Consider the following 4,339-nt stretch of genomic DNA (forward strand, 5'->3'; position numbering starts at 1 on the left):
CCAGGGCGAGGGTGGGCAGCAGGAGCACCGGCACCAGCCCGAGGGCGGACAGGATGCCCAGGTGGTCGCCGAGGAAGCCGAGCAGCGGCGGGCCGCCGAGGAAGGCCGTGTAGCCGATCATGGCGACCACGCTGACCCGGGCCGGGGCGCGGTCCTCCTCGTCGGCGGCGGCGCTCATCCCCACCGGGAAGCCGAGCGACGCGCCGACCCCCCACAGCGCCACGCCCGCCACGGCGAGCGGGCCGGAGCCGGCCAGCACGGCGAGGGTGGCCCCGGCGGCGGCCAGCCCGATGGTGCCGACCAGCACGCGTACCCGGCCCCAGCGGTCGATGGCCACGGTGCCGACGGTGCGCCCGAGGGTCATGCCGACCACGAAGACGCCGAACACGGTGGCGCCGACCGCCTGGCTGGCCCCGTAGCCGTCGACGAACGCGACCGCCAGCCAGTCGTTGGCGCTGCCCTCGGTGAACGCCATCACCAGCACGAACAGGCCGATCAGCAGGGTGCGCGGTTCGCGCCAGGTGGCCAGCAGCGCGCGCCGGCGGGCCGCGGGGTCGGCCGGGCCGGCCGGTTCGGCCGGGGCCGGCAGGAAGGCGCGGGCGCCGACCAGCGTGCCGGCCAGGACCACCGCCGCGACCGTGGTGAGGTGCCAACCCACCGGTACGCCCAGGCGGGCCGCCCCGGCGCCCAGGCCGGCCCCGGCCACCGAGCCGAGACTCCAGGCGGCGTGGAACCGGGGCATGATCGTGCGGCCGAGCCGCTTCTCCACCGCCGCGCCCTCGACGTTCATCGCCACGTCGCAGGCGCCGGAGCCGTAGCCGAGGGCGAAGAGCCCGACCGCGACGCCGACCAGCGAGCCGGCGAGGCCGGCGGAGAGGCCGGCCCCGGTCAGGCCGAGCGCGACCAGCACGGTCGACGCGGCCACGGTGCGGGCCGGGCCGAGCCGCAGGGTGACCAGGCCGGCGGTGGACATCGCCACCAGCGCGCCGGCCGACATGGCCAGCAGCAGCAGGCCGAGCCGCCCGGCGCTGAGCCCGAGCGCCTCGCGGACCGCGGGCACCCGGGAGAACCAGGTGGCGACCGCCAGCCCGTTGAGGGCGAAGACGGCGGTCACGCCGTTGCGGGCGGTCAGGACCGGCCGCGGCACGGCCCGCCGGTCGACGGTCGGCGTGTCGATGGTGCTGCTCACCGTGACATGGTCCTCTCCCCCGGGCCGGTGCGACGACCATCGGACACCCGAGAGCGCTCTCAGCGCAAGCGCCACCACCCCTTACCTCCGTCGGCCCGACCCGGCATGATGCCGACATGGGCACGCCGACCACACGATCCGCCACTCTCGACGACGTCGCCCGGGCGGCCGGGGTGTCCCGGGCCACCGCGTCCCGGGTGCTCGGCGGCTACGGCTTCGCCTCCCCGGACGCCCGGGAGCGGGTCGCCGCCGCCGCCGACCGGCTCGGCTACGTGCCGAACACCGCCGCCCGGGCCCTCGTCCGCGGCGCCGGGGTCCGCCTCGTCGTGGCCGTCGTCGGCCGGGACGACAGCCTCTTCGACGACCCGTACGTGGACCGGGTGGTCAGCGCGGCGGCCCGGGTCTGCGCCCCGCACGGGCTCGGCGTGACCCTCCAATGGCTGTCCCGGCGCGCCCTGTCGGAGCTGCGGCGGCTCGGCGAGGACCGGAGCGTGGCCGGGATGCTGCTGGTCAACACCACGCCGGCGGCGCTGGACGCGGTGCCCGCCGCGATGCGGGGCCGGGTCGCCTCGATCGGCATCGGCTCGCCCACCGTCCCCTCCTTCGACGTGGACAACGCCGGGGGCGCCGCGGAGGTGCTGCGCCACCTGTACGCCGGCGGGCACCGGCGGATCGCGATGGTGACCGGTCCGCGCTGGCTCACCTGCGCCGAGCGATCGGTGACGGCGTACCGGTCGTTGATGCGGGCGGCCGGGCTGCCGGCGCGCGTGGTGCGGGGCGACTTCACCGCCGCCCGGGGCGGGCGGGCCGCCCTGGAGATCCTCGACCGGTGGCCGGACACCGACGCCGTCTACGCCGCCAGCGACGCCACCGCCCTGGGCGCGATCGCCGCGCTGCGCGGGCGCGGCGTCCAGGTGCCGCACGACGTGGCGGTCGCCGGGTTCGACGACATCCCGTACGCGGCGGTGAGCAGCCCGCCGCTGACCACCGCCACCCATCCGGTCGCCCGGATCGCCACCGCCGCCGCCACCGCCGTGCTGGAGCGGCGCCCGATGGCCCCCGTCACCTTCTTCCCCTCGACGCTGGTCGCCCGGGAGAGCGCCTGAGCCGTGCGGTTGGACCGGCGGGAGCCGGGTAAGCCCCGGCGATCCGACCGGCCGCACCGGGTGGGACGCGGGCGGTCCGCGCGACGACGAGGGGGCGAGGACGGGATGACCGAGCCCGCGGCACCGCACCGGCAGCCCGAGGAGGGGCACCGGCACGGCCGGCTGAGCGCCCGCGCGACCGTGGTGGCGCAGGCCGCTCCCCCCGGCACGTCCGCGCTGGCCGATCCGTGGGGCGGACGGCCCGGGCTGCGCCACGTGCCGCCGGGCGACGGGCCGTACCGGCTGGTGGTGCTGCTGCACGGCGCGGGCGGGTCGGCCGAGCAGGGGCTGGACCTGCTGTTGCCGCTGGCCGACGCGCACCGGCTGCTGCTGCTCGCTCCGCAGGCCACCGCGAGCACCTGGGACCTGATCGCCGAGGGCTACGGCCCGGACGTCGCCCGGATCGACGCGCTGCTGGCCGAGGCCCTCGGCACGTACCCGGTGGCCGGGGTGACGGTCGGCGGTTTCTCCGACGGCGCCTCGTACGCCCTCTCCCTGGGGCTGACCAACGGCGACCTGGTCGACGCGGTGCTGGCCTTCTCCCCCGGCTTCGCCGCGCCGCTGGTGACCCACGGCCGGCCGCGCGTCTTCGTCTCGCACGGCGTGGCCGACCGGGTGCTGCCGGTGGACGTGTGCAGCCGGCGGCTGGTCCCCCGCCTGCACACGCTCGGCTACCCGGTGGAGTACGCCGAGTTCCCCGACGGCCACGAGGTGCCGGCGGAGATCCGGCGGCGGGCGGTGGACTGGCTGGTCGGCTGACCGGCTCAGCCGCCGGGACGGGCGACGGCCGCGTCGACCCGGCTGAGCACGGTGGCGTCGTCGTCCACGCCGACCCCACGCAGCAGGTCGATGGCGGTGGCCCGGACCTGGCCGATGATCATCGCGAGGGGCAGGGTCTGGCCCGGGGTGAAGAGCCGGCCCGCCGCCCGGACCGCCTCCAGCGCCGCCAAGTCGGCCCGCGCGGCGTGGCTGTCGGCGATCCCCTCCTGACCGGTGAGGTCGGCGGCGAGCGCGTTCCCCGCCGACCGGACCGCTTCGGCCAGGGTGCGCACCGCGTCGCCGAGGTCGGCCGGGACCGGCGCCGCACCGCGGGTGAGGGTGACCGCGGCGCGGGCGAGGACCCGCACGTTGCGGACCGCGTAGTCGATCTGCCGGATCGAGGCGGCCACCGAGCGCAGCCGGCCCAGGTGCTCGCGGCGGCGCAGGTTGAGCCGGAGCGCCTCGCCCGCGGCCTGCACCGCGCCGCGGAGCCGCTCCACGCCGGCGTCGGCGTGCCGGGCCCGCTCAAGCGCGGCCAGCGCCGCCTCGTCGTCGCCCCGGTCGAGCGCGGTGGCGATGTCGTCGAGCACTCCGGCCAGTTCCTCGAAGGTGTGCCGGAACTCGGCGACCAGCGGGGCGAGCGGCCGGCGGGCGTCGACGAGTTGGCTGGCCACCAGGGCGACCCCGCCGCCGATCAGCGCGTCGACGAACCGGAACGGGACCAGTCCCTCCGTCGGCGGCGCGACGACCACCAGGTAGAGGGCGGAGACGGCGGCCTGCACCACGGTCACCGAGCTGGCGCCGATCGCCACGGCCAGGGCCACGGTGAGCAGGATGACGGTGAGCACCGTCCAGGTGCTCCGCGGGCCGAGCGCCTGCACCACCAGGTCGGCGACGAGCACGCCGGCGGCCACGCCGAGCACCACCTCGACGGCCCGGCGCATCCGCTGGCCGCGGGCCTGGCCGAGCACGATCAGGGCCGCGGCCGGGGCGAAGAACGGCTGCGGGTGGCCGACCAGCCGGGTGGCGAGGATCCAGGCGACGGTGGCCGCGAGGGTGGCCTCCACGACGGGCAGCCACCCCCGGCGCAGCCGGCCGGCGGCCTCCCGGACCGCCGTCGCGACCCGCGGCCGGGCGGCGGACCCGCCCTGCCGGCCGGGCCGGGCCCTGCTCCACCACGCCATCGTCGCCTCCCGTCGCCGCGCCCCACCACATCCTGCGCCGTGGCCGCCGGGGCGGCAGCGGC

4 protein-coding genes are annotated in these 4,339 nt (G+C 78.0%); 2 read left to right on the top strand and 2 right to left on the bottom strand.

The annotated features are described in order from the left end of the window. The coding region (locus ACWEVO_RS31135; RefSeq protein ID WP_452311038.1) for an MFS transporter at positions 1–1,189 on the bottom strand (1,189 nt) is incomplete at its 3' end. Positions 1,190–1,305: 116 nt separating this feature from the next. Between ACWEVO_RS31135 and ACWEVO_RS31140 the strand changes: the two genes are divergently transcribed. Further along, on the top strand, positions 1,306–2,295 hold the full coding sequence (locus ACWEVO_RS31140) for a LacI family DNA-binding transcriptional regulator (protein ID WP_452311039.1): 990 nt from the start codon (positions 1,306–1,308) through the stop codon (positions 2,293–2,295). A 105-nt stretch (positions 2,296–2,400) separates the two neighbouring features. Then, entirely contained in the window at positions 2,401–3,093 is a 693-nt protein-coding gene (locus ACWEVO_RS31145; protein ID WP_452311040.1) for an alpha/beta hydrolase, read from the top strand. Between the two features lie 5 nt (positions 3,094–3,098). Here ACWEVO_RS31145 and ACWEVO_RS31150 read toward each other — a convergent pair. Further along, positions 3,099–4,339 (bottom strand): FUSC family protein (locus ACWEVO_RS31150; RefSeq protein ID WP_452311041.1); only part of this gene is annotated, 1,241 nt, incomplete at its 5' end.

Source organism: Micromonospora sp. NPDC003776 (assembly GCF_053605645.1).